The sequence below is a fragment of the Isoptericola sp. NPDC056578 genome, from assembly GCF_042793275.1.
Taxonomy (GTDB): Bacteria; Actinomycetota; Actinomycetes; order Actinomycetales; family Cellulomonadaceae; genus Isoptericola.
In genome coordinates this window covers 1-25,842 of record NZ_JBHTVC010000033.1, presented here as the reverse complement: position 1 = coordinate 25,842, position 25,842 = coordinate 1, and the positions used below count along the sequence as shown (strand labels likewise).

Annotated in this window: 16 protein-coding genes; 7 read left to right on the top strand and 9 right to left on the bottom strand. The window is 73.5% G+C overall.

The window, feature by feature from the left end:
* Positions 1–112 precede the first annotated feature (112 nt).
* Positions 113–1,069, top strand: coding sequence for a sulfite exporter TauE/SafE family protein (locus ACFQ80_RS13885; protein ID WP_430548954.1), 957 nt, complete (start codon positions 113–115; stop codon positions 1,067–1,069).
* The gene (cysC, locus tag ACFQ80_RS13880) at positions 1,066–2,367 is read left to right on the top strand and encodes an adenylyl-sulfate kinase (RefSeq protein ID WP_430564059.1); all 1,302 of its coding nucleotides are present in this window, start codon (positions 1,066–1,068) and stop codon (positions 2,365–2,367) included. Before ACFQ80_RS13885 ends, cysC begins: the two co-directional genes overlap by 4 nt.
* A 24-nt stretch (positions 2,368–2,391) precedes the next feature.
* Here cysC and ACFQ80_RS13875 read toward each other — a convergent pair whose 3' ends face one another.
* The 5 genes from ACFQ80_RS13875 to ACFQ80_RS13855 form a co-directional block, all read right to left on the bottom strand.
* On the bottom strand, positions 2,392–5,028 hold the full coding sequence (locus tag ACFQ80_RS13875) for a glycosyltransferase (RefSeq protein WP_430564058.1): 2,637 nt from the start codon (positions 5,026–5,028) through the stop codon (positions 2,392–2,394).
* Complete coding sequence (locus tag ACFQ80_RS13870) at positions 5,021–10,105, bottom strand: CDP-glycerol glycerophosphotransferase family protein (protein WP_430564057.1); 5,085 nt, start codon at positions 10,103–10,105, stop codon at positions 5,021–5,023. The genes ACFQ80_RS13875 and ACFQ80_RS13870 overlap by 8 nt, the downstream gene beginning before the upstream one ends.
* A gap of 14 nt (positions 10,106–10,119) precedes the next feature.
* Positions 10,120–10,458: a hypothetical protein gene (locus ACFQ80_RS13865; protein ID WP_430564056.1), complete on the bottom strand. Its 339-nt coding sequence runs from the start codon at positions 10,456–10,458 to the stop codon at positions 10,120–10,122.
* A gap of 219 nt (positions 10,459–10,677) precedes the next feature.
* Positions 10,678–11,646, bottom strand: coding sequence for an ABC transporter ATP-binding protein (locus ACFQ80_RS13860; RefSeq protein WP_430548949.1), 969 nt, complete (start codon positions 11,644–11,646; stop codon positions 10,678–10,680).
* The gene (locus ACFQ80_RS13855; protein WP_430548948.1) at positions 11,639–12,637 is read right to left on the bottom strand and encodes an ABC transporter permease; all 999 of its coding nucleotides are present in this window, start codon (positions 12,635–12,637) and stop codon (positions 11,639–11,641) included. The genes ACFQ80_RS13860 and ACFQ80_RS13855 overlap by 8 nt, the downstream gene beginning before the upstream one ends.
* Before the next feature lie 165 nt (positions 12,638–12,802).
* Between ACFQ80_RS13855 and ACFQ80_RS13850 the strand changes: the two genes are divergently transcribed.
* Positions 12,803–14,071, top strand: a complete 1,269-nt coding sequence (locus ACFQ80_RS13850) for a CDP-glycerol glycerophosphotransferase family protein (RefSeq protein WP_430564055.1) — start codon at positions 12,803–12,805, stop codon at positions 14,069–14,071.
* 106 nt (positions 14,072–14,177) lie between these two features.
* On the opposite strand, the gene ACFQ80_RS13845 is transcribed toward ACFQ80_RS13850, so the two are convergent.
* Genes ACFQ80_RS13845 through ACFQ80_RS13835 form a run of 3 tightly spaced genes read right to left on the bottom strand, consistent with a single transcriptional unit; the run spans position 14,178 to position 17,703 of the window.
* Positions 14,178–14,873, bottom strand: coding sequence for an NTP transferase domain-containing protein (locus ACFQ80_RS13845; RefSeq protein ID WP_430548946.1), 696 nt, complete (start codon positions 14,871–14,873; stop codon positions 14,178–14,180).
* A complete protein-coding gene (locus tag ACFQ80_RS13840; protein WP_430564054.1) occupies positions 14,870–16,168 on the bottom strand; it encodes a CDP-glycerol glycerophosphotransferase family protein in 1,299 nt (432 codons plus the stop codon). The genes ACFQ80_RS13845 and ACFQ80_RS13840 overlap by 4 nt, the downstream gene beginning before the upstream one ends.
* Positions 16,165–17,703 (bottom strand): glycosyltransferase, encoded by a 1,539-nt coding sequence (locus tag ACFQ80_RS13835; protein WP_430564053.1) that lies wholly within the window; start codon positions 17,701–17,703, stop codon positions 16,165–16,167. Before ACFQ80_RS13835 ends, ACFQ80_RS13840 begins: the two co-directional genes overlap by 4 nt.
* 157 nt (positions 17,704–17,860) lie before the next feature.
* Between ACFQ80_RS13835 and ACFQ80_RS13830 the strand changes: the two genes are divergently transcribed.
* Both ACFQ80_RS13830 and ACFQ80_RS13825 read left to right on the top strand, forming a co-directional pair.
* Positions 17,861–20,323 (top strand): hypothetical protein, encoded by a 2,463-nt coding sequence (locus tag ACFQ80_RS13830; RefSeq protein ID WP_430548943.1) that lies wholly within the window; start codon positions 17,861–17,863, stop codon positions 20,321–20,323.
* Between the two features lie 79 nt (positions 20,324–20,402).
* Complete coding sequence (locus ACFQ80_RS13825; RefSeq protein ID WP_430564052.1) at positions 20,403–21,524, top strand: acyltransferase family protein; 1,122 nt, start codon at positions 20,403–20,405, stop codon at positions 21,522–21,524.
* A 1-nt stretch (position 21,525) separates the two neighbouring features.
* Here the strand turns inward: ACFQ80_RS13825 and ACFQ80_RS13820 are convergent, their stop codons facing one another.
* Positions 21,526–22,380, bottom strand: a complete 855-nt coding sequence (locus tag ACFQ80_RS13820) for a TylF/MycF/NovP-related O-methyltransferase (protein ID WP_430548941.1) — start codon at positions 22,378–22,380, stop codon at positions 21,526–21,528.
* 124 nt (positions 22,381–22,504) lie between these two features.
* Here ACFQ80_RS13820 and ACFQ80_RS13815 point away from each other — a divergent pair, with 124 nt between their 5' ends.
* Positions 22,505–23,521, top strand: a complete 1,017-nt coding sequence (locus tag ACFQ80_RS13815; protein WP_430564051.1) for a hypothetical protein — start codon at positions 22,505–22,507, stop codon at positions 23,519–23,521.
* A 133-nt stretch (positions 23,522–23,654) separates the two neighbouring features.
* Positions 23,655–25,766: an acyltransferase family protein gene (locus ACFQ80_RS13810; protein WP_430564050.1), complete on the top strand. Its 2,112-nt coding sequence runs from the start codon at positions 23,655–23,657 to the stop codon at positions 25,764–25,766.
* Positions 25,767–25,842 lie beyond the last annotated feature (76 nt).

Below are 25,842 nucleotides of genomic sequence, written 5' to 3'. Positions count from 1 at the left end.
GCTCTGGACGGGGGCCCGGGCGGGCCGCGGCCGACGCTACCATTCCGAATTGGACGATTCCCCGAGAGTTCACATTGTTGAATTCTGTTTTTCCGATAGGAATGGTGCACTTTTGAGCCTCGACCTCCCGCTGATCGTCGGCGGACTCGTCGTGGGCTTCGTCGTGGGCCTCACGGGCATGGGGGGCGGCGCCCTGATGACGCCGATGCTCATCTTCGTCTTTCGCGTCGACCCGCTCACCGCCGTCTCCTCCGACGTCGTGGCCAGCCTGTTCATGAAGCCCGCCGGCGCCGTCGTGCACCTGCGCCGGCGCACCGTGAACCTGCAGCTCGTGCTGTGGCTGTGCATCGGTTCGGTGCCCGCCGCGTTCTCCGGTGCCCTGCTCATCCGCTACCTGCCGTTCGGCGACGGGTTCGACGAGGTGCTCAAGCAGATCCTCGGGGTCGCGCTGCTCATCGCCTCGGCGGGGCTGGTCGTGCGGGCGGTGCTCGGCATGCTCCAGCGCCGCACCGCGCTCGGCGAAGGACCCGCCGCGCCCAGCAGCCCGGACGTCGTCGTGCGCAAGGTGCCCACGCTGATCCTCGGCGCCGTCGCCGGGCTCATGGTCGGCCTCACGTCCGTGGGCGCCGGCTCGATCATCATCGTGGTGCTGCTCCTGCTCTACCCGGCCCTCAAGGCCTCCCAGCTGGTGGGTACCGACCTGGTGCAGGCCGTCCCGCTGGTCGCGGCCGCGTCGCTGGGCCACATCCTCTACGGGGACTTCGAGCTCGGACTGACGACGTCGCTGCTGGTCGGCGCCGTCCCGGGCGCCTGGTTCGGCGCCCACGTGTCCAGCCGCGCCCCGGGCGGCATCATCCGCCGTGCCCTCGCGATCCTCCTGCTGGCCTCCGGCCTCAAGCTGCTGGGCGCCTCGCTCGGCGTCGTCGTCGCGGCCGCGGTCGGCGCCCTCGTCGTCGGCAACGTGCTGTGGATCGTGGTCCGGGAGCGCATCAAGCGGCTCCCGCCCAGGCCGACGCCGCCCGGCACCGTCCCGAACCCCGAGAAGAAGGACACGACGACGCGATCATGACCGAGCCCACGCCCGTGCCCTCCGACCTGCCCTCCGACCTGCCCGCCGACCTGCCTTCCGTGGCCCGCGTCCTGTCCCCCGACGAGCTGGACCTCCTCGAGCTCGCCCTCGCCGGCGGCCCCTGGGTCCCGCCCGCCGGGCTGCCCGCCGGCCCGGCGACGCTCACGGACGCCGAGAACACGCCGCTCGCCGTCGTCGGCGTCCCCGGCGACGAGGCCCCGCGCGCCGTGCGCCCGTTCGCCCGGGCCGCCGGGCCGCACTGGGACCCCGCCCTGCGTCGCACGGCCCGCGCGGTGCGTGACGACGTGCCCGACGGCGTCGCACCCGTCGCCCTGGTCGTGTCCGAGCCGCCCACGCGCTCGGAGGTGGACGCCCTGCCCGCGCTCGTCGGCGACGCCGGGGCCGTGCTGCTGCTCGTCCCCGCCGCGCGCCGGTCCCCCGCCGCCGGGCAGGTGGGAGCCCCCGGGCTGGTGCGCGTCGCGCGGGACCTCGCCGACCGGCTCGCCGACGGCTCGCGCCACGCGAGCGTCGTCGTCGTGCCCTGGCCCGCCGACGCCCCGGACGCGCTGCGCTGGACGGACGTCGGCACGCGCTACGGCGCCGTGCGGACGGAGGTGCTCGTCGCGCACCGCTCCCCCGCCGCGGGCGACGCCGTCGCGGGGCTCGGCACGCTCTGGTCCGACGCGGTCGCCGGGCTCTACCCGGAGGTACCGGCGGCCGAGGTGGTGCGCGCCGCCGGCACGGCCCGGTCGCGGGGTGCGGTGGTCTTCTTCACGGGCCTGTCCGGGTCCGGGAAGTCGACCGTGGCCCGCGCGCTGGCCGCCGAACTGGACGACGAGGGCCTGCACACCACCCTGCTCGACGGCGACGAGGTGCGCCACCACCTGTCCAAGGGCCTCGGCTTCGACAAGGCCTCCCGCGAGCTCAACGTGGAGCGCATCGGCTACGTCGCGTCGCTCGTCTCCTCGCACGGGGGTGTCGCCGTGGCGGCGCCCATCGCGCCGTTCGCGTCGGGCCGCGCCCGGGTGCGCGAGCTCGCCGAGGCCGCCGGCACCTTCCTGCTGGTGCACGTCAGCACGCCGCTGGAGGTGTGCGAGGCCCGCGACCGCAAGGGCCTCTACGCCAGGGCCCGGCGCGGCGAGATCCCCGACTTCACCGGGATCTCCTCGCCGTACGAGGCACCGACCGACGCCGACCTGGTCATCGACACCGCACGGGTGAGCGTCGAGGACGCCGTGGCGCGGGTCCGCGCGGCGCTGGACGCGGCGGGCGGCGACCGGTCCGGCCTGCCCCGCTGACCGCGGAAGCCCGCCGCCGGGGCCTCAGCCGCGCAGCGCCGCGAGGATCCGGTCGCGCGCCTTGCCGTCCCGGTAGGCGAACGCGCGGTCGATGCGCTCCGCGTACAGGTCGGGCAGGGCCCCGAGGACGTCGGCGACGGCCCGCTGGGCCTCCTCGGGGCTCGTGACGACCGGACCGAACCCGGACGTCTCGAACCCCGCCGCCCGGGAGCGGGCGCTGTCGGGGGCGCCGAGCACGGCCTCCCGGTCGACCTGGAGATAGACCGTCGGCCGCCCGAGGTAGGCGAGGTCGAGCGCACGGGCGGAGGAGTAGTCGGTGACGAGGACCGCCGCCGAGGCCAGGGCCGCCAGCAGGTCGTCCTGAGGGACGACCTCCACCCCGGGCGGGGGTGAGAAGACCTCGGGGCCGACCCCCGACGGGAGGACCAGCCGGACGCGGCGCCCCTCCCGGGTGGCGAGAGCGGCGAGCTCGGCGGACTCGAGGAGCTGGCGCCAGGCGGCGACGAACGGCAGGGCGCGGAACTCGTCGACCGCCCGCCCGGCCGAGGCCGGGTCCGACGGCCGCAACGTGTCCGCCCGCCAGCCGGGCAGGACGACGATGTGCTCGGCCGGCGCCCGCAGCTCCTCGAGCCGGTCGTGCGAGGGCAGCCCCGTCAGCGCGACCTCGCTCGGGAGGTAGGCCTGGTTCCCGTAGGGGCCGCCTGCTCGGACGAGCTCGATCGCCGACGAGACGGTGATGAGGTCTGCCTGCGACGCCCAGGAGTCCCGGTGGAGCAGCCTGCCGACCCCGCCGGCGGGCAGCAGCGCCACGCGCCACTCGCGCGGGATCCCCTGCCCCGGCAGCGGGGTGTGGGCGCGCCGTGACATGCGGGACGTGACCAGGAGGTCCGCCCGGCGCAGGAGAGCCGCGTGCTCGGGCGAGCCGGCGGTCACGCACCCGACGTCCGCCCGGCGCAGCCGCGACTCGGCCTCCGACCCCGCCTCGGTCACGAACCGCACCTCGACGTCGGACACCTGCTCCCGCACGTACTCGTAGAGCAGCTCGCTCTGCGACGGCGAGGCGTCGGCGTCGTCGCCCGTGACGAACACCCAGGTCTCGCCGCGCGTGGCCGCCGGCCCGGCAGGCACGCCGGCCTGCGGCGGCACCGCGGTCCGCGCGGATCCCGTCACGGCCCGTGCGAGGCGCCGCCACCGCGCGGCGGCGGGCCTGGGGGCCGAGCCCGGCGCGGGGGTCGGGGCCGGCGACGCGGCCGTGGTCGTGGCCGGACCGGCCTTCGGCGCCGCGGGCTTGACGTCGATGGGCGGCCGCCTCCCGGCACGCTCGTCGACGGCGCCGGCCTTCAGGATCGTGCCGTCGAGATCGAGCGTGAAGCGCGGGTCGGTCGAGGCCAGGCCGACCTCGTCCCCCCGCTCCATCCGCACGAGCAGCACCAGCTGGTACAGCCAGGTCTTCCCGAGGAACTCGATCCCGCGGCTCCTGGTCTCGAGGACCTCGGCGTCGCCGACGACGACCTGGAGCTCCGGAAAGTCGCTGGCGCTGCCGTAGACGGCCGCGCGCCACGCGCCCCTCTCGGGGTGCCAGCGCAGCCGCTCCACGGGCGAGGACGTGACCTCCTCGACGGCGGCGAGCCACGCGAACCGCATCTCCAGCGGCACGGCGAAGACGTCGAAGCCCTGGATGTTGGCCGCGCCGATCTGCCGCAGGTTCTCTGTCAGACGCTCACGGATGAGGGCCAGCTGCTCCTCGGAGGCGAGGTCGACGGGGGTGTTCACGCGTCGGTTCCGCCGGAACAGCATGAACACGAAGTACAGCAGCAGGTTCGCCAGCCACGGCGGGCACTCGTCGCCGGCACGGTCGAGCATGCCGCGGTGCGAGATCCCGAACAGCGACGCGTAGCGGGACATGTTGCCGCTGTGCTTGGACACGATCGAGGACGCGTCGGCACGGCGGAGGTAGAAGTACTCCGCCCCCGGGACCAGCACGTACCGCGCGCCGTTGCACAGCAGGAAGTGCCCGATCATGTCGGTGTCGGAGGACTGCAGGATCTGCTCGTCGAAACGGAGGCCGTGGCGAACGATCACGTCGTGGCGGAAGAACGCGACCCCACCGAGCGTGTGGATCTTGCGCGGCTCCCGGTGCAGGTCGACGACCGAGCTGGGGGCGCCGACGTACCGGGCGTCCAGCGTGTGCCCGATCGTGGAACCGTCGGGCGAGGTGAGGATCGCCCGACCCACGTACATCGTCTCGTCCGGGAACCGCTCCCGTGCCTGCTCGATCTCGAGCAGGTACCGGGGGTCCAGCCGGTCGTCGGGGTCCGGGTGCGAGACCCAGGTGCCGCGGGCCCAGGCGAGGCCCGTGTTCCGCGCCGAGGCCACGCCCCCGTTCTCCTTCGTGACGACCCGGACCGCGTAGTCGGTGGTGGGCATCCACGCCCGCACCACCTCCTCCGAGTCCTCGGGGCAGCCGTCGATGACGAAGATCAGCTCGTAGCCCGCGTGCGCCGCGACCTGCTCGTCGAGCGACCGGAGGAACGCGGGAAGGTACGGGCCGACGCGGTAGCAGGCGATGACGAGGCTCGTGTGGGGTGCCAGGCCGTCCCACTCGCCCTCGGGGCGATTGATGTCCGTCCTGTCGATGTCTGTCCTGTCGATGTCAGTCATCGCGGCCCTTCCGCTCCTTCAGGCCTTCGATCTCCAGCCCGACCTCGTAGATCCGCCTCGAGTTCTCGTGGTCGAAGTAGGAGAAGAACGTCTCGACCCGCTGCTCGAACTCCGGCTCCGGCGCGCAGCCCCGCTCCAGGTAGCGCTCCAGCAGGTCGAGCAGGTCCGACTCCTCCTTCGCGACCTCGCCGAACGCGTCGGTCGCGTAGTCGAACGACGCGGCGGGGTAGTGGGGCGGGATCGAGTCGGGCTGGTAGTACAGCACCGGCTTGTGCATCTGCGCGAAGTCGAACTGGACCCCGGAGTAGTCGGTGATCATGAGGTCCGACCCGGTGAGGAGCTGCTCGTAGCTGACGTCCTCCGTGGCGGCACGCACCTCGACGAGCTCGCTCTGCGAGACGAAGTCCGTCAGCTGCGTCCCGGTGTTGGGGTGGAGGAGGAACAGGAAGCGGTAGCCGTGCTTCTCCAGGGCCGCGTGCAGCCTCGGGCTGTTGATGAGCGAGTGGAAGACCTGGAAGTAGTCGGTCTTCCGGAAGGCGCGGTGGCTGAGGGTCTGCTCGACGCCCCGTTGCGGGCTGTGCAGGTACGTCCGCCAGGTCGGCGCGAGGAGGATCGTCCGCTCCGCCCGGGAACGGAGCCCGTCGTAGCGCGCGAACCCCGTGACCTCGACCTGGTCGGCCTCGTAGCCGTAGTTCGGCTGGAGCAGGTTCCGACGCTCGAGCTCGGAGACCACCAGGACCCGCTCGAAGTTCGAGTACCCGATGTTCAGCAGGTTGTCGAGCTTGTCCACGACGAGCCCGTGGTTGATGTAGACGACGCGCGCGTCGAACAGGTCGCGGAAGTACGTCTGGTCGAGCTGGAACCCGAAGGTGTTGCTCGTCCCGATGCGCGTGGCGAAGACGATCGACGCGTGGAGGTAGTGCAGCCGCTGCCGGTCCGTCCCGAAGGCGAGGTACTCCACGCCGTCGGCGTCGAGCTGCGCCGCGAGGGCCGTGCCCGGCTGGGCCACGTAGTGCGTCTCGGCCCCGTCGCGCTGTGCCTGCGCGTAGCGGTACGCGTACTCGCCGTTGTCGCCGCCCTTGACGATGCGGTCCGCGTACATCCAGATCCTGCGGCCGCGGTAGGCGGGCAGGGTCGAGAAGTACTCGCCGCGGAGCCGTGCGGCCTCGATCCGCACCGGGTCGCCGGACTCCCGCAGCGACCGCTGCAGGTTCTGCTCGGCCGCGTCCCGGGCCGACTCCGAGTAGGGCGCGATGTCGATCCCGCGGCGACCCACCGTCAGGATCCCGAGTCCGGGCACGGCCCAGTACGCCGCGGGCTCGCCGCTGAGCTTGGCGGTCGCCCGCGTGAAGCGGAGGCGCAGCGGGGTGTACCACGCGTCCGACGACGCGTACCGGAACTCCAGCCGCTCCGTGGCCTCGGCGAACGGGACCGACGCCGTGAAGGTGAAGGCGCGGTGGAGCGCGACCCCGTGCAGCGAGGTGTCGGCGTAGCGCTGCCGGTCGGCGAGCGGGATCGAGCGCCCGCCCACGTGCACCTCGAGCCGGTGCCCCGGGTGGTTGAAGGCCAGCGGGATCCGGCCCCTGACCGTCAGGACGCCGTCGCGGGCGGCCATCGAGTCGATCGAGACGGTCACGTCGTCCGGACGCTCCAGCTCCAGCCCTCGGAACTCCGCGAACGGGCCCTGTGCGTCGTGGCCCAGGGCCGGCTCGAAGGCCGCCCCGTGCTTGAGCCGCAGCAGGTGCATGCGCACGATCGGGGACGGGATCCGGGTGGGGCGTCGGGGGGACCAGATCAGCTCGTCGGCCGTGTGCCGCAGCGCACGCGAGAGGACGCGCTCGTAGGCGGCGAGGTCCTCCTCGGCGAAGATGCGCTTCGGCGTGCCGCCGGTGTTGTGCCGGACCCGCCCGGCGAGCAGGTGCACGAACAGGCGCTGGAGGTAGGTGTGGCTCGCGCCGAGAGCGTCCGTCGCCTCGAGGAGGTCCGCCCAGTCCCGCGCGAAGTCGAGGTACCAGTCCCGGGTCAGCACCTCGGCGGACTGCTCGGCGCCGTCGTCGAGCACGCCGTGGGAGCGCACCTCGCCGAGCACGCCGAACCCGCCGCTGATCGACAGCGCGGCGGCGAAGGCGAGGCCGCGCGTGCGCGCGGCCGGGTGCTTCCGGACGGCGGCCCAGAGGATGTCCGCGCGGACGAGCACCGGGCTGGAGCCCACCCACAGCGGGGCGTGCTCGGTGAGGGGCACCCGTCCGCCGAGGTCGACCTTCGCGTGGAGCGTGTGGCCCGCGGTCGCGTCGGTGAAGACGTGCAGGTCCTCGGCCGCGTCGGCGTCCAGGCGGTCGAACGAGTCCGCCTCGAACTCCACCCCGGCGTCGACGAGGCACAGCCTGTCGCCCGGAGCCAGGCCGGCGAAGACCCCTGCCTCCACGAGCGCGCCGAAGGAGCGGTCCTGCACCGTGCGGAGATCCGCGTCCCGCTCGACCTGCGCGACGGAGAGCCGGGTCCGCAGGTGCGCCAGCGTCCCGTCCTCGCCGACGACGACGTAGCGGATCTTGGTCGTACGGCGCGGTCCCTGGTTCGTCGTGGGGCCGGCCGTCCCCGTCGTGGGGCCCTCGACGCGCGCGTCGGTCGCCCCCGCGCCCGGGAGACGCCGGGCGAGGTCGGGATCGGCGGCCAGGGCCGAGACCACCTCCCCCGCACCGAACTCGGAGTACCGCAGCACCGGGACCTGCTGCACCGTCTCGAGCCCGTCCGGCAGCAGCGGCACCACGTCGTGCTCGCGCGCGAGCCACAACCAGGACTCGGCGGCATAGAGCCGCTGACCCAGCATGTCGGGCACGAGGACGTCGATGCTGTCCAGGAACTCCGCGCGGTCGAGCTGGTCGCTCGGCACCACCGTGATCCCCGCGGCGTCGGCCCGCTCCGCGGTCAGCCGCCGTCCCTCGTCGTAGAACACGACCTGGGAGGCGCCGGAGCCGACGAACACGGACCGCAGGACGTCGAGGTTCCAGTCCGCGAGGTCGACGTGCCTGGGCAGGACCACGCCGATCCTCGGGTGGTCCCCAAGGGCGCTCCGCTCGGCCGCTCGTCCCTGGACGAGCGCGACGTCGACCCCCTTGCCCTGGAGGTACCGGAACAGCTCGGGCGACGAGACCATCCAGCTGACGCGCGCGCCGAAGACGGTCCGGACCTGCTCCTCGCACCAGGCGACCGGCGGGAGCAGGGACTCGTCCGCGCGTCGCACGGTCTCGTCGAGCACGACGTGCACCCGGTCGACGACGATCCCGACCTCGGGCTCGGCGGGGAGCGCGAGGAGGTACTCCGGGTTGTCGACGATCAGGGTGTCGACGTGGGTCGTGTCGCGCCAGCTCATCCACCGGAGCTCGCCCTGCTCGACCGCGTCGGTGATCCGGCGTCGCGACTGGACGGTGCGGAGGCTGCGGCTGGACCGGGGACGGAACCCGCTCAGCAGGCCGACGGGGCCGTCCGTCCCGGGCAGGAGGGCCCGGATCCTGCGCAGGCCGTCCCGCGAGCCTTCGAGGGCGGAGCTCCAGTCGGCCAGCACCGCGTGCGACAGGCGCTGCGGCGGCTGCTCTCCCCGGACCCCCGGCGGCGCCCAGCAGATCGACGGACGCGAGTCGTCGAGCTTCCAGTGCTCGGAGCCCGCGGCCTTGATGCGGCTGTGGGCGGCGCCGAACTGCTTGCTGTAGGCGAACCGCGCCCCCGCCATCCAGTTCGGCCGGAAGTCGGAGCGCGAGAGCGAGCCGACCTTGAGCTGGACCAGACAGAGCGGCTCGCGCACGTTCACCACGGAGGACTTCCCGAAGGCCCGCTTCAGGCGCTCGGAGAACTCGCTGTCCCCGGCCTTCCGCACGTCGTCGAACCGGCCGAGCCGGTCGAGCACGGCCTCCCGGCGGAACAGGAGCGACGACTCGTTGGCCCGCTCCGGCAGATAGCCGAGATAGGTGACGCCGCCCGTGCCCAGCACCCGCTGGCTCTTCGACGCGGACGCCATCTTGCGCGGGTCCGCGAGCAGCGGGAGGAGCTGCCGCTCGATGCGCTGCGTGTGGGAGACGTCGTCCGCGTCCTGGAAGGTCACGTACTCGCCCCGCGCCTCCCGGAGCCCCGAGTTCCGCGCCTGGTAGGTACCGCCGTTGTGCTCGCGCGCGACGACCCGCACCCGGGGGTCCGTCGCGGCGGCGGCGTCCAGGTGCTCCCGACCGCTCGTGGAGCAGTCGTCGACCACCAGGATCTCGAGGTTCGACCACGACTGGCGGACCAGCGAGTCGATCGTGTGGCGGAAGCCGCGGTCCGGGTTGTAGGTCGGCACGACGACCGACACCAGGGGCTGCTCGTCGCGCGGCACGCTGCACGGCGCGGCCTCGGGGGCCTCGATGCTCGCGAAGACCTCGCCGGCTCCGCCCAGGTCGTCGACGGCGAGCACGAACGGGGCGAGACCGCGGTCCGTGAACGGCTTGTTGAACTGGGCCCACCAGCGCTCGAGCCGGTCGCCGTCGACCGGGGCCGGACCGGCGCCCGTGCGGTCCGCCAGACCGGGCGGCCGCAGCAGGTCGGTACGGCCCGCCCACGCGATCCTCTCCTCGGCGGTGGGGAGCGAGGCCAGCTCCTCGAACAGCGCCTCGGCACGGGTGATCACCGCGACCTGGGTGGCGAGCCGCAGCGCCGCCGACGCGTCGGGCTCCCACAGCTGCGAACGGTCGAGCGCCGTGAGCAGCACCTTCGTGACGGCCTGGAGGTGAGCCTCCTCGGGCTCGAGCACGCAGGCGAGCAGCGCCGCGCAGAGCACCCGGGGGACGTCCCAGCGCAGCATCTGCTCCCGGGAGACACCGGACTCGATGGCCTGGCGCAGCGCCTCCCAGCGATGGGTGGCACCCGTGCCGTCCAGCGCGAGGAGGTCCAGGTAGGCGGCGGAGCGCATCCGGCTGCCGACGGCGAGCGCACGCCAGGGCGACTGCCGGTTCCGCACGAGGAACTCCTCGGGCGTGAGCTCCTGGAACGCCGGTGCGGGAACGTCGGGGTGCGCGTGCGCGAACGACTGAGGCGCTGCGGGGAGGGACATGTCGGTGCCGCGTCCTAGAGGTCGGCCGAGCCGGACGCCCGGAGGCCGGACGAGTCCCGCTCAGACTGCGTGAGCTCGAACGCGATCCGTGCCGCCAGCCGCTCGGGGAGGTGCTGCTCGATCCGCTCGAGACGCTCGTTCACCAGGGCGAGCTCGCGCTCCGTCGCCCGGGCCGTCGAGCGCGACGCCTCGGACTCCTTCCGTGCGCCGTTCTGCCCGAGCCGGTAGACGGCCGAGAGCACCTTGCGCAGGAACAGCAGGACGATCGCCGTGCAGACCCCGATCGTGACCAGCACGGCGACGAGGCCCACCCGTACCGGGGCGAGCAGGCACACGAGCACGGCGACGACCATGCACACCGCCATCAGAGCGACAGCGGCGATCTGGCGAGGCGAAAAAGACATAGTGGAAGACACCTAGCATGCGGTGGACGGTTGACGGACGCTGGCGCGCCATCCCTGTCGAACGGCTCTGACCCTGATCGGCCGACACCGACCGCGGCAGGGGCCGCTCGCGGGCCCATGGTAACCGGTGGGTCCGCCGGCCTCAGCGACCGGGCGGCCTGCCCGAGATCACGGCCCGGCCTGCTTCTTGGCACGTTGCTTGGTGCGGGCGCGCGGACCGACCCCGCCGGCGCGTGCGGACGAACGGGCCAGGCGGTGCGCGCGGACGAACTTGCGGTACTCGGCGAGCACGTCCTCCGTGCCGCCGTCCATGACGAGCTCCCCCTGGTGCACCCAGAGGACGCGGGTACACATCGCCTCGATCGTGCTGATCGAGTGGCTGACGAGGAAGATCGTGCCGGCGTTCTTGCGCACCTCGTCGATGCGGGCCTTGGAGCGGGCCTTGAACGCCGCGTCACCGGTGGCCAGCGCCTCGTCGATCATGAGGATGTCCGGGGTCGCGGCCGAGGAGATCGCGAACCGCAGCCGGGCGCCCATGCCGGAGGAGTACGTCTTCATGGGCATGTAGACGAAGTCGCCGATGTCCGCGAACTCCACGACCTCGTCGAAGCGCTCCTCGACCTGCTTGGGGGTGAGGCCGAGAGCCAGGCCGCCGATCCAGATGTTCCGCTCGCCCGTGAGCTGCGGCATCAGCGCGGCGTTGACGCCGAGCAGCGCCGGCTCCCCCGCCACGTACACGCCGCCGGACCGCGGCGGGATGAGGCCGGTGATGGCGCGCAGCAACGTGCTCTTGCCGGAGCCGTTGATGCCGACGATGCCGATGGACTCCCCGTGCCGGGCGACGAAGGAGATGCCGCGCACGGCGTGCACCTCGCTCACCGCGCCCACGTGCTGCGACGTCGAGCTCACCAGGCGGCGCAGGAGGGAACGCTTCGGCGCCTTGGCCTCGCGCACGTTGTCGGCGCCCTTGGCGGCGACCTGCTTCGCCTTGCCGCCGAAGACGCGGTAGACGATGTGCAGGTCGTCGACGACGAGCACCGGGTCGCCGACGGTCGCGACGGGCTTCGGGCCCTCGAGATCCTCGGGCTCGAAGTCCTCGTCGAGGTCGACGTCGAGATGAAGGTCGGACTCAGTCACGGCCGTACCGCTCCTCTCCGCGCCAGAAAACGATGAACCCGACCACGAAGGTCACGATCGCCCAGCCGGCCGCCCACAACCACATCCACGGGTCCTGCGGCATGGACGGCTCCTGCGTGAGGATCGAGCGGGCCACGTAGAGGAACACGCCGATCGGCTGGTACTCGAGGATCGGTCCGACGATGGCCGCCGCCTGGGCGGGCAGGTCCTTGACGTAGTGCATCACCGGGAAGATCACGCCGGAGGCGTACATCACGAGGCGCAGCACGAAGCCGATGATGTTGTCCAGGTCGGGAGTGATCGCCACGGCGCGGGCCACGATGAAGGCGATGCCCGTGTTGAAGATCCACATCAGCGCCACGATGGCCGGCAGCAGGAGCCAGCTCCACGTGACGTGCACCGTCGGGTACGCCGGGAGCAGCCCGCTGAGCAGCACGATCGCGCACATGACCACCAGGGCCGGCACGAGGGTGGTGAGCAGCGAGACCACCTGGGCGATGGGCAGCACGGCGCGCGGGAAGTGCAGCGACCGGATGAGGTTGGTCTTCTGCGCGATCGACCGCGACCCGGCGTGCACCGACTGCTCGAAGAACCGGTACAGGAACGTCCCGATGGTGATGAACGCGATGGTGTTCTCCACACCGCGGTTCGCCCCGAGCAGGATGCCGAAGATCAGCACGTAGACGGTCGCGTTGAGGATCGGGTTGAGGACGGCCCACAGCTGGCCCAGATAGTTGTTCTGGTTCTTGGAGTAGGCCGTCGCGGTGCCGAGGACGCGGATGAACGCCCAGCGGGAGGCGACGTCGCGGATGTACTTGCCGAGCGGCGGGCGCACGCCCATCTGCTGCAGCCCGAACTGCTCCGCGATCGCCCGTCGCTCCTGCGACGTCGTGGCCGGCACGAGCGGCTCCGGCGGGCGGAGCGGGTCACGACCGGGCTCCGGCTTCCCGCGGTCACCCGAGGTGGCGTCCGTGGTGGTGTCGGTGGTCACGTAACTTGCATACCCGTCTTTCGAGGTACGGCCAGCGGCTGCCGGGCCCTGTCGATAGTACAGCGGCGAGGTGTGCGCTCCTCTCGCCGACGCCCCCTGGGGAAGGCCCCAGGACGCCGTGGAATACTCGTCGCGCCACGGGACCCCGCCACCAGGAAGGCACGGATGTCGCACGTCACCCCACCGCAGCAGCCCACGATCACGGACCGCGTGCGCAAGCTTGCCGCACAGATCTTGCTGAGCGCGGGTTCGCGCGTCAAGCGGGTCGTGACCAGCACGATCGCCGGTGAGGAGCCCGAGCACTCCCCCGAGCTGGACGGCCTGCCCCGGTTCCCCGTGGTGGCGTACTTCGCGGACACCCCGAACCAGGCCTACCAGCTGCAGCAGTGGCTGCCCGTGCTCGAACGCGTCGCCGCGGAGCACCCCGTGGCGATCGTCACCCGCCACTGGGAGCTCACCGAGCAGCTCCGCGAGACCACCGACCTGCCCGTCCTCTTCGTCCGGCGCCTGGACGGTCTGCGCCGGCTCTACGAGCAGATCGACGTGAAGACGGTCGTCTACGTCAACAACGGCTGGCGCAACTTCCAGTCGCTCATCTACCAGCGGGCCCTGCACGTGCACGTCAACCACGGCGAGTCCGACAAGGTCTCGATGGTCTCCAACCAGGCCAAGGCCTACGACCACGTGGTCGTCGCCGGCCAGGCCGCGGTCGAGCGCCACCGGCGCGCCCTCATCAACTTCGACCTCGACAAGCTGGTCGTGTGCGGTCGCCCGCAGCTCGACCTCGACGTGGCCTCGGCGCTCGCGCCGGCCGAGGGCCGCCGGACCGTGCTCTACGCCCCCACCTGGTCCGGCGAGGACGAGGCCAACAACTACACGTCCCTCGACCTGTACGGCACCGCCGTCGTGCGCGCGCTCCTGGACCGCCCGGACGTCCGGCTCGTCTACAAGCCGCACCCCCGCGTGCTCACCGCGGAGGACCCGGCGGTCGCCGCGGCCCACGCCGAGATCGTGCGGCTCGTCACCGCCGCGCGGGAGGCGGGCGCGCCGCACGAGCTGCCGCTGGAGGCCGACATCCTCGGCCTGTTCGAGGACACCGACCTGCTCGTCACCGACATCTCGTCGGTCGGCCTCGACTTCCTCTACCTGCGTCCGGGCGTCCCGATCGTCCTCACCGACCGCCGCACCGACCGGGCCCGGATCGTCGCCGAGGCCCCCGTCGCGAGCGCCGTCGACATCGTGGACGGCGACACGGTGGGCGACGTCGGCACGCTCCTGGCCGCCAACCTCGCCCAGGATCCCCACCACGACGCCCGCGAGCGCGTGCGCGACCACTACTTCGGGTTCGCGCGCGGCGACAGCAGCCGCCGGTTCCTGGAGTTCGTCGCGGACTGCGTCGCACGCCGCGACGCCATGGTCGACCAGGCCGGCTGAGCCTGTCGGCACCCCCGACGGGGGGACGACGGAGGGGCGACGACCTGCTGGTCGTCGCCCCTGCACGGAGCCGGGCCCGTCGAGCCAGGCCCGTCGAGCCAGGTGCTCAGAGCTCCTGGTTCGCCCGCTCCAGGTCCTCGGCGAAGTCCACCTCGACCGCGTACAGGTCGGAGATGTCCACCGGCAGCACCTTCACGCCGTCGTGCGCGATGGCGAGCTCGAGGCCGCCCTCGAAGTACTCCTGGTCGTCCACCTCGTCGAGGCGCTGCAGCAGCTTCGCCTTGTCCTGGGCGGCGACGTAGTTGATCCCCACGGCCTCGCCGAGCGCACCGTCGCCGACCTTCTTCGACAGCTCGTTGATGTAGCCGTCGTCGTCGACCGTGTACTTGACCTCCTCGTCACCGACGGAGGACGTGTTGACGCACACGAACGACCGGCCCTCGTCGATGAGGGGCTGCACGCGGCGCAGCACGTCCGGGTGGAAGACGACGTCGCCGTTCAGCCAGAGCACGCCGCGGTCCCCGGTGACCCGCAGGGCGCGCAGGAGGCTCTTCGACGTGTTCGTCTGGTCGTACACCTCGTTGTACGTGAAGGCGACGTTCGGCGCGGCCTCGAGGATCATCTCGAGCTTGAAGCCGACGACGATCAGCACCTCGGCCTCGCGGCCGTAGACGGAGCGGAGGTTGCCGAGCTGCTGGGCGAGGATCGTGCGACCGTCCCGCAGCTCCGTCAGCGGCTTGGGGTGCGGCCGGCCCAGGCGGGTCCCCATGCCCGCCGCCAGGATCACTGTCTGGATGCTCATCGCGTTCCTCTCTCGTTACCTGTCGGTGCGGCGCTCGGCGCGCCGTGGGCCTCGACCCGGGCGACCTCGCGGTCGCGGATCTGCATGAGGCGCTCGCACGCGGCGACGAACCGCCGCGTGGAGGCGCCGGGAGTCGTGTCGCCGAGGTAGTGCTCGCGCAGCGCGTGGCGCCGGTCGCGCGTCGGGTCCTCGGTGAGCTCGCGGTCCACGGTGGCCAGCACGTCGCCGAGGGCGGCGACAGGCAGCGACGGCGCGAGCTCCAGCAGCGGGCTCGCCGCGATGATCACGTCGCCGACCGGCCGGGTCACGACGATCGGCTCGCCGGTGGCGAGCCAGTCCATCGCCACGCCGGACACGTCGCAGACCAGGAGGTCGGCCGCCGCGAACGCCGGGGCGACGTCCCCGTGGGTGTCGGTGCCGTGGGCGGGGCCCTCGGCGGGGGCGGGCGCGCCGGCCAGGTACGCCCTGATCGCCTTGTCGGCCTCGCCGTACGCCGCGACCCGGACCCCGGTGAGCGGGTGCGGGCGGTAGAGCACCCGGTACCGGCCCGACTCCACGAGGGCGCGCACGATCGCGAGCCCGTGCGTGGCCACCGTGCCGTACTCCGCGGACGGCTGGCCGCCCTCCCACGTGGGGGCGTACAGGACCGTGGGCAGGGGCCCGCGCGGAGTCCTCGCGCGCAGGCGCAGCTGGTCGTCGAGCTGCGGGCGGCCCACCGGCACGCACCGCTCGTGCGCGTCGTACAGGGTGCTGAACCGCGCCATGCGCTCGACCGCGGCCTGCCCGGCGACGAACGAGAAGTCGTACGCCTTGGTCTGGTTCGACACCGTGACGAGCTTGTCGCTGTCGCCGTGCATCAGCGACGCGTGCACGAGCTGCCCGAAGCGCAGGCAGGTGAAGTTCTGCGGGTTGTGGTTGACGTAGAGCGCGAGCTTCGTCGGCGAGCGGCCGAGGACGTCGTCGAGCGTCGTGTAGTGCGCCACGGTGCGCACGTCGAGCCCGCTGTCGCGGCGGATCGCGCGCGCCGTGCGGGAGTCCTGGGTCACGACGACCACGGGGTGCTCGGCGTGCAGCGCGCGGAACGTCTCGTACCACTGCTCGATCTGGTAGAGCGCGTCGGGCGTGTCGGCGAAGTACACGAGCACCTCGTACGGCCACGACGTGCCGAGGAGCTCCTGGTCCTCGCCCAGCCCGTCCGGCATGCCGCCGGGCAGCAGCCCCAGCCGCCGGATGGCCTTGCCCCCCAGGGACCGGATCCGTCGGCGCCACGTGGCGCCGCGGGGTGTGGCGGTCAAGGCCCCTCCTCAGGGTGTAGGTGTGCGGTCCGGTGTGGTCGGCGACCGGCGCGTCGCAGCATACCGGCCACCTTCCGCGCGGCCCGGGACAGCGCGGAGCGCCGGTACCGCGGCGGGCCGGCAGGCCGGCCTGCGGTCCGCGGAGACACCGGCCGACGACGGGCGACGTCCTCGAAGACCTCCGCCCAGCGTCCGACGACCGCGACGTCGGAGTACCGCTGCGCGGTCGCGACCGCGGCCTCGCGCATGCGGCGCACGACGTCGTCGTCGAGCGACACGAACCGCACGATCGCCGCGGCGAGCGCGTCGACGTCGCCGTCCGGGACGAGGAAGCCGTCGACGCCGTCGGTGATGATGTCGGCGGGGCCGTAGCGGACGTCGAACGCGATCGGCACGCAGCCGCGCGCCATCGCCTCGGCGAACACCAGCGGCAGCCCTTCCGCCCTGCTGGTGAGGAGCAGGAACGAGGCGTCGGCGAGGCGGTCCGCCGCGCCCGTGACGTACCCGTGCAGCGTCACGCCGGGAACCTTCGCCGCGCGGGGCTCGAGACGCTCCCGCTCCGGTCCCTCGCCGTAGACGTCGAGGGTGAGCGGCAGGCCGCTGCCGGCCTTCGCGCGGCGCAGCCCCGCGATGGCGTGGCCGACGCGCTTGCGGCGGCTGAGGCTGGCGAGCATCACCCCGCGGTAGCGGTCGGCGTGCGCGGGCAGCGCGCCGTCGGGCAGGTCGGTGCTGTTCGGCACCACGTACGTGTTGTCCCGTGCGCCCACCCGGTCGTGGACGTCGCGCCGCTGCCCCTCGGTGAGGAACACCACCGCGTCGTAGTCCCCCACGTGCTCGATCATCGGGGCACGCGTCCCGGCGAGCGGCCCGTGCGCGTCAGTGGCCGCAGCGGTCAGGTGCGCCCCGTGCACCAGGTGCAGCGTGTAGATCCCCTTGATCTCGAGGTTGGCGAAGAACTTGGTCAGCGCCTTCGAGTCGACGACGACGTACGTCGGACGCTCGGGCAGGACGGTGCCGACCCAGTGCCGGTACAGGGCCCACACGGTGGACCACCGGTGCCCCGGGCGCCCGTCGCCGGTGTAGAACCTGACCTCGCGACCGGTCGGGGTGCTCTCGTCCACCGCCGCGACGGAGCCGTCCGGCCGGAAGTGCAGGTGCCGCGTGGTCTCCCCGCTCCTCTCCAGCCGCGCCCGCTCCCCCGGCGCTCCGCGCGGGAGGTCGGGGCGCGCGGCGGCGCCGGCGCGCGCCCCGACCTCCTCGTCCGACATCGCGCGGACGTCGGCCCACAGGTTGTGGAGCGTCACGCCCGGCACGAGCTGGCCATGCTCCTCGAGGCGGGCACGAGCCGCGTCGAGGTCGAGCGCCGGGTCGAAGGTGAGCACCCGCACCGGCGCCCCGCCCTGCTCCACGAACGCCCGGGAGCGCCGGAGCAGGGCCGACGTCATCCCTCCGAAGTCCGCGGGGATCGACCAGGTCGCGGCGGCATGCCCGCCGTCGGGCAGGCGGGTCGTCGTCGGTCCGTGGCTGTGGGGCACCGGCCCATCGTAGGGTCTGAGGTTCGCTCGGTCCTTCTTCCGCGGCGCCCCTCCGGACACGGGGCCGCCCGCGGTGGACGGACGAGACGAGGCCGCTGTAATCCGAGTCGTCCGATGTAGTATCGGCCGGCCCGTCGTCCCGGAACCGGAAGATCTGATGCCCTCTCGCCCGCTGCACCCCGCCACCCTGCTGCGCGGCGCCCGCCGCGCTCTGCGCGCCGCGCTCGGACGGCCGGAACCCTCCGCCCGGGAAGTCTTCGCCCGGACGCACCCGGTGGTGCACGAGGTCCGCGGCCTCCTGCACGCCAAGGACCTCAAGGGCGCGCAGTCGCGCGTCGACGAGGCCCTGGCCGCGCCGTCCCCCGGCCCCGACGCGCTCGTCGCGGGCGGCCTGGTGGCGCACCGCCGCCACCTGCACGAGCGGGCGCTCGACCTCTTCGACCGCGCGGGCGACGCACTGGCCGTGGCGCCCGTGCCCTACGTCGAGTCGCTCTTCCGCGTCGACCCGCAGCGCGGGCTCGCCCTCGTGCGCACCTGGCTCGACGGCGCCGGCGCGGCCCCGGGCGCGCGGACCTGGCACGCGGCGCTGCGCTACGTCTTCGCGCACGGCGACGACGCCCTGCGGCACGCGGTGCACGACCGGTTCGTCGCGGCGTATCGCGGGAACGAGGAGCAGTGGCCCGGCGGCGCCGCCGAGGTCGCGTGGCTCGAGCGCTGGCGCGGGGCCGACCGGCACACCACCGCACCGGCTCCCGGCACCCGCGTGCCCTTCGCGGTGATGGACTACGTGCAGCCGGGCAAGGGGAAGTCGTCGCAGAACATCGGCGACCACGTGCAGACGCTGTCCTCCCTCGGGCACGTCGTGCGCCGCCAGAACCTGCGCTTCCACGGCCGGGACGACCTCGTCGGCCTCGCCCAGGACATGCAGGAGCGGGTGCGCCCGGAGCTGCGGCTCGACGGCGAGGCGACCGACGTCGAGCTCTACCGGGTGGACCGCGACGGGTCGTCGTTCCAGTCGTTCCCGGAGGGCACCTGGCTGCTCGAGTTCGGCTGGCACTCCCACGACCTGGCGGGCACCGGCGTCTGGGACTTCCCGATGCACGAGAACCTGCGGCCGATCTTCGTCTCCTTCCACTGCAACAAGCGCGGGCTGCTGACCCCCGAGGTGCTCGACTACCTCCGCGCCCACGGCCCGGTCGGCTGCCGCGACTGGACCACGGTCGACCTGCTGCTGTCGCTCGACGTGCCGGCCTTCTTCTCCGGCTGCCTCACGACCACCGTCAGCACCGTCTTCCCCGAGCTCGACCAGCGCCCGGCGCCCGCCACCGTGTACGTCGACGCCGTGCGCGAGCCCGTGCCGGACGGGCACGACAACATCAAGCAGAGCTACCGCGAGGTGAAGGACCGCACGTTCGTGGAGAACATGCGCGAGGCGGTGCGGCTGCTCGAGTGGTACCGCACGTCGTTCACGCACGTGGTGACGAAGCGGCTGCACTGCTACCTGCCCACGACGTCGTTGGGCCTGGACGTCGACTTCCAGCCCGCGAACTTCGCCGACGTGCGCTTCAGCGGTCTGCACCCGCTGGACCACGACGGCTTCGAGGCCATCCGCACCGGCATGATCGCGCGGCTCGAGCCCGTCCTCACGGCGGTCTTCGAGGGCCGCGACGCCGAGCACGTCTACGCCCTGTGGCGGGAGACCGTCGCACCCGAGGTCGAGGCGGCCCGGGCCCGGCACGCCGCGGCGACACCGCTGCCGGCGCTCCCCGCCGCTCCGGCGACGGTGGCCGCCCCCGCCGCGGTCACGGCCCCTGCCGTGGACGGCGCCGTCGACGTCGTCCTCCTGCCCCGGCGCCCCCAGCTCCCCCACGTCGCGGAGGCCGTGCGGGCGCTCGACTCGTCCGCGTCCGTGCCGCTGCGCGTCTGGCTCGTGGGGCCGGGCGTCGCCACGCTCAGCCTGCCGGAGCTCTCCGAGCGCACCTCCGTGCACCGGGTGCCCACCACGGCCCTGGACGTCGGCTCGCTCGGCCTGGACTCGTCGCAGCGGGCGCACCACGTGCTGCTGCCGCACCTGCTCCCCGGCGTGGACCGCGCGGTGGTGCTGCCCGTCGACGCCGTCGTGCTGGACGACGTCGCGGAGCTCGCGGCGGTCGACCTGGGCTCCACGGCCGTCGCGGCCCGGCACACGTCGCACGCCGACCCGAGCGGCTTCGGCCTGCTGTACCGGGCGGCCCGCCGCCTGGACGACGCACCGGCGACGGCGTACGACTTCTACCGCCGCATCCACGCCCGGCACGTCTTCGACTTCAACGCGTTCGACGCCGACGTGCTGGTGCTCGACCTCGCGCGGCTGCGGGCCGACGGGTACGCGGCGGAGTCGCTCGTCGCGATGCGGGAGTTCCGGATCGACGCGCGCGAGGCCCTGCACCTGTACGTCGGGCCGCACCGCACCGAGCTCGACGCGGCCTGGGACCACGTGCCGACGCGGGACCTGCCGGACGCCCCGGCACGGCTCGTGCACTGGGCCGACCCGACCAAGCCGTGGGACGACGCCTACGTCGCGCGTCAGGAGCTGTGGCACGAGCGGGTGACAGGGTCCGTGCACCCTGCCGCTCGGTAACCGCGCCGCACCACCTCTCGTCCGAGCTCTCCTCCCGGGATGGTCGCCCAGGTCACCGGACCAGGTATCGTCGCCGCCCATGTTCTCCCTGCCGACCACGTCCGTACCGTCCGCCGGGAGCTCCGCCCCAGCACGGGTGGGGTCCCGTCCGCGCCTCCGCGGACTGGACGGGCTGCGATTCCTGGCCGCGCTCCTCGTGCTCGGCTACCACTACACGGGGATCGGCATGCCGCACTGGGGCGCGGCACCGTCCGACGTCTTCCCCGGGCTCAACCAGGTCACCCGCTACGGGTTCCTCGGCGTCCAGCTGTTCTTCATGATCAGCGGGTTCGTCATCCTGATGACGGCGTACGGCCGCCCGGTCAGCGCCTTCGCCGCGTCGCGCGTCGCCCGGCTGTTCCCGGCCTACTGGGCCGCCGTCGTCCTGACGGTGATGCTGCATCTCGTGTGGCACGACGGGCGGGACGCCTCGGCGGTGGACTCGCTGCTCAACCTCACGATGATCCAGAACGCCTGGGACGCCACCGACGTGCAGGGCCCGTTCTGGACCCTCTGGTTCGAGATGCTCTTCTACCTGATCGTGGGGGCGTTCATCCTCGTGGGGGTCACCCGCCGCCGGGTCATCGCCCTCGCGGTCCTGTGGCCGCTCGTCGCGCAGCTCGCCAGGGCGAACGACGCCGACCTGCTGAGCGCGTTGCTGATCCCCTCCTACGCGCCCTACTTCGCCGTCGGCATGCTGCTCTTCCTCGTCTACCGCGACGGCGGCGACCTCGCGGTGTGGCTGGCCGTCGCCCTGACGAGCGTGCTGTGCGTGCGCCAGGCGTACCTCTATGCCGACCGGGCCTCCGAGCTGGTGGGCGCGCCCGTCTCCGCGGTCGTCTGCGCTGCCGCGGTGGTCGCGATGGTGGCGCTCCTCTGGGCGCTCAGCGCAGGGCCGCTGCGGCACCTCGACTGGCGGGTGCTGTCGACGCTCGGCGCCCTCACCTACCCGCTGTACCTGGTGCACGGCCAGTTCGGGTTCGCGGTGATCGACGTGCTGCACGACGACGCGCCCCGCTGGGTGGTGCTGGGGCTCGCCACCGCGCTCTCCCTGGCCCTCGCGGTCGTGCTGCACCACCTCGTGGAGAACCGCGTGCACGACCGCCTGCGCCAGGGCGTCCGGTCCGGGCTCGAGAGAGGGCTCGACACCGCCGGGCGCTGACTCAGCCGGCGCGCACCAGGTGGAGGCGCGCGTGCATCTCGCGCACCAGGCCGTACCTCGCGCCGTCGCGCGCGAGGAACTCGTCGACCGCCCTGCGGCAGCCCGACCACGCGAAGTAGTCGTCGACGACGACCCGGCCCGACGGGACGAGGCGCGGCACCACGCGCTCCAGGCAGGTGCGGGTCGACGCGTACCAGTCGCCGTCCAGGTGCGCGACGGCGACCGGGTCGTCGCCCGTCAGGGTGTCCTCGAACAACCCCCGGACGAGCGTCACGCCGGAGCTGTCGACCGGCAGACCGTGCCGGGCGAACGAGTCCCGCACCTCGCCGTACAGGTCGTCGCGGTAGCCGTAGTAGGTCTCCCCGCCACGACCCTTCGCACGCCCCTCGACGATCGTGGCGTACCGGGCGTGGACGTCCGCGCCGTCCTCCTGCGTGGGCGGCGGGATGAGGCCGAAGACGTCGTGGACGAAGAGCCGGCGCCCGGGCGCCTTGGCCGCCGCCATCACGACGGCCGAGCCACCGCGGGCCGTGCCGCACTCCATCAGCACGCCGGGCAGCGCCCGCGCCTCGGCGTCGAGCACGGCGTGCGCGAGGTCGTGCAGCGGGCGGGCGCCGAGCAGCGTCAGGTGCTCGGCGCGCACCGCGCGCGCGACGGCGCCGACCTGCTCGGGCAGGTCGTCGAGCAGACCCGCCTCCAGCTCGCGGACCCGGCGGCGCAGCCGGCGCACCTCGGCGCTGCGCGCGTCCAGCTCCGCGCGGAGCGCGGCGGCGTCCTCGTCACGGCCCGCCCGGTCCGACGCGGACCGCCCGCGCAGCGCGGCCACGAACCGGTCTCGCACGCTCCGTCCGGACATGTACCCATCGAACCTCAGGAACTGCCGGGCAGCCACGGGTGCGCCCCCGGACGAGCACCGAGCGTTCATCCCCCGGCCACGCCGACGTCCCCTGCTCGTCGCCCGACGCGGTGACAGTGGAGAGGTGACCGCGTTCGTCGAGTCCCCGCTCCAGCTGCTGTGCGCCGTCGAGGCGCACGCCGCCGGGCACGCCGGTCCCCGCACCCGGGTGCTGGCGCGCGCCGACGTCCCCGCTCTCACCGCCGGGGTGGACGCCGTGCGTGCCCTCGGCCTGCCCGGCGACCTCGACGTGGACCTGGCACCCGTGCCGCGGCACCTGCCGCACGACGTCGTGGTGGTCGGGGACCCCTTCTCCGGAGCCTTCCAGTCCGCGCTGGTCCGGACGCTGCGGCCGCCGACGCGAATCGTCGTGGTGGACGACGGGCTCGCCACCCTCGACCTCGCCCACCGCCTGACGTCCGGCAGCTCGTTGGTGCGGATCGGCGCCCCGCCCGGGTCGCTGCGCTTCGGGCTCGGCGCGCTGGCGGCGCTCCGGATGCGACGCGTGGCCGAGGCGGGCGGGCTGAGCCTGTGCACCGCCCTCCCGCTCGACCCGGACCTGCGCGCCTGGCTCCGCCTGCTGGGCATCGACGTGCTCGAGCACGGGTTCGAGTGGCTGCAGGGCAGGCCCCCGGCCGAGGCGCCTGCGGAGCAGACGGTGGTGGTCGGGTCGGCGCTGGCGGCCGACGGCCTGCTGCACCCCGACCGGTACCTGGCGTGGGTGCGCGGCGTCGCCGCCGACGGACCGGTGCGCTACGTGCCGCACCGCCGCCACGACCCCCGTGTCACGGCGCTCCTCGAGCAGGTTCCGGGGATCGAGGTGGGCGCACCCGGCGCGCCGGTGGAGATCCGGCTGCGCGGGCTGCGGCCCGGCCAGCGCGTGGTCACGCTGCCGTCGGCCGCCGCCCTCACGCTCTCGCGGCTGCTCGTGCCGCGCGGCGTCACCGTCACCCCGCACGCCGTCCCCGAGGCCTGGTGGACCGACCGCGCGACGCCGGAGCAGCGTCACCGCCTCCGTGCCGCGCACGAGCTCGCGGTGCACGCCGCGGCCGCCCCCGTCGCCGGCCCGCCCCCGCGCGTCGTCCTGCCCGCTGCCTCGTGACCCGCGGGGCCCACCTCGGTCCGCGCCCGGCGTCTCCCGAGGCCCCCGTGCGCGAGCCGGCTTGCCCTCGGCATCGGGTTCGTGGTTAGCCTTTCCGGCCCTCCGCCCCCGATCTCCACGGTGACCCCTGCGCATGACGACGCTCGTCCGCGACCAACCGTCCGGCCCGCCCGCCGCGGCGGACGGCGACACCCGCCGCCCGCCGCGACGCTTCCGCCCGGAGATCCAGGCGCTGCGGGCGCTGGCCGTGGGGCTGGTTGTCCTCTACCACTTCTGGCCCGGCCGCCTGCCGGGCGGCTACGTGGGCGTCGACGTCTTCTTCGTCATCTCCGGCTTCCTCATCACGGGCCATCTGCTGCGGGAGGCGGAGTCGACGGGCCGGATCCGGCTGGCGCGGTTCTGGGCGCGCCGGGCGCGCCGCCTGCTGCCCGCCGCGTACCTCGTCCTCGCGGCGACCCTCGTCGCGACGGTGCTGTTCGCCCCGCAGTCGCTGTGGCAGCAGTGGTTCCGCGAGACCCTCGGCGCCACCCTGTACGTCGAGAACTGGGTGCTCGCCGGCGACGCCGTCGACTACCTCGCCTCGGACGGCGACCCGTCGCCGGTCCAGCACTACTGGTCGCTGTCGACCGAGGAGCAGTTCTACCTCGTCTGGCCCCTGCTCGTGGTGCTCGGCACCGTCGTCGCCGCCCGGCGGGGGGCGACCGTGCGCCGCACGACGTCGCTGCTGCTCGTCGCCGCGACCGTCGCGTCGTTCGCGTACTCGCTGTGGCTGACGTCGGCGAACCCGGCGCCCGCCTACTTCGCCACGACCACCCGCGCCTGGCAGTTCGGCGCCGGCGCGCTGCTCGCCCTCTGGCTCTCGCGGCCGGCACGGCGCCCGACGGGCGACGGTGCCCGCACCGTGCTCAGCTGGGCCGGCCTGGCCGTCCTCGTCTCGTGCGCCCTCGCCTTCGACGACTCCACGCCGTTCCCCGGCACGGCGGCGCTCGTGCCGGTGCTGGGCACCGTCGCCGTCATCGCCGCCGGCGCACCGTCCGGGCGGCTCGCCCCGACGTCCCTGTTCGCCTGGCGGCCCGTGCAGCAGACCGGCGAGATCTCCTACGCGCTGTACCTGTGGCACTGGCCCGCGATCGTCCTGGCCCCCTTCGTGCTGGGGCACGAGGCCGGCCTGCTCGAACGGGTCGTCCTGCTCGCCGGCGTCGTGCTGCTGGCGGCGGCGACCAAGCGCTGGGTGGAGGACCCGGCGCGCTTCACGGAACGCTGGAGCCTGCACGTCCCCCGACGTGCCCTCGGCGTCACCGCCGCCGGGACCGCCGCGGTCGCCCTCGTCGCCGGGGGCGGGCTCGCCCTGGCACAGCACCACGCGCAGGAGCAGGAGGCGATCGCCGACCGGATCGTCGCGGACCCGCCGTCCTGCTTCGGCGCCGAGGAGATGGACACCGAGCAGCCCTGCGACAACCCCGCCCTCGACGACGTCGTCGTCCCCGCGCCCGTCGCGGTCGCGGACGACGTCGCCGGGCCCCGGGACTGCTTCGTCGACGTCGACGGGACCGCGCTGGCGGACTGCTCCTTCGGCCCGGTCGACGACCCCGACGTGCCGCACGTCGTGCTCGTGGGCGACTCGCACGCCCGCGCCCTGCTCCCCGCGTTCCGGCAGCTCGCCGCCGAGGGGCGGCTCAGCGTCACCGCTCACCTGAAGAACTCGTGCGCCTGGACGACCGGGCCGGTCGACGCCGACGGGAAGCGCGCCCGCACCTGCGAGGAGTGGCGGGACAGGCTCGAGCCGTGGCTGGAGCGGAACGCCGGGTCCACGGACGCCGTCGTCACCACGGGGTACCTCGACTTCCTCTCAGGCAGCCCGGACCGGCAGGCGTCCGACCTCGCCGCCGCGTGGCGGCCCGTCGCCGAGCGGGGCGTCCCCGTCGTCGCCCTCTCGGACAACCCGCAGCACGACCAGGAGCCGTCGCAGTGCCTCGACGGCGGCCTGGCCGCCGACCCCACCCGGTGCGACCTGCCCGAGGACCAGGCGTTCCCCGACCCGCAGGTGTACGAGGAGGCCGCCGACGAGGTGCCCGGCGCCTCGTTCGTCGACCTCACGTCGCTCTACTGCGACGACGGCACCTGCCCCGCCGTCATCGGCGGCGTCAACGTGTACCGGGACACGCACCACCTCACCGCCACGTACGCGCGCACCATGACGCCCTACCTCGAGCGCGAGCTGCGCGACGTCGGCCTCCCGGTCTGACCGGCCTCCTCCCCCAGCGCCGAACAGGCGGTTGACACCGTGATGGACGCTCCTCGGCGCCCATCACGGTGTCAAC